Annotated in this window: 1 protein-coding gene; it reads left to right on the top strand. The window is 51.6% G+C overall.

Translation table 11 applies throughout. The features are described 5' to 3' along the window. Positions 1-521 (top strand): hypothetical protein (locus ACFFUV_RS23900; protein WP_390198512.1); only part of this gene is annotated, 521 nt, incomplete at both ends.

Raw genomic sequence — 521 nt, 5'->3', positions numbered from 1 at the left:
TGAGTAACGGAGGAGCAACGATTTACGCCAGCTCAAACAGTGCCGTTGTCCATGTTTCTGCGCTTGCTTCCTCCGGGGAAATATCCGGCAATGTCGTTAATTGCAACAGGGTTGCCGCCTCTACTCTGTCCATCACCACGGCGGCTACTTTTGGAGGCACGATCAATGCCAACGGGGGGATTAATATTCCGGTAGCGCCATCCACTGACACGGAGGCGGCCAGATACAGGGAGGTGCGTCTGCTTCACGAGATGGAGTTTTCCGCGTTGCGTACCTATTTCAATTCTTCCAATCCTTTTTCCTGGGGAATACTTGTGGACCGGTTTTGGTGGGCTGCCGGGCGAGACAACATGCCGGCATGGACTGTGGTCACGGCTGATTTTAATATGATCAATCTCGACAATAACAATTCAGCTTACGACGGCTTGACCAGTTGTTATTTCCCAATGTCCTGCGGCCTGGGATATGGCCGGTGCTTTGATTCGATCGCCATAGGCAATACTTCTTTCAATGCGGATTAC

Origin of the sequence: Vibrio olivae, from assembly GCF_042428525.1 — a bacterium.
GTDB lineage: Bacteria > Pseudomonadota > Gammaproteobacteria > Enterobacterales > Vibrionaceae > Vibrio > Vibrio olivae.
This window is presented reverse-complemented; position numbering and strand designations above follow the sequence as displayed.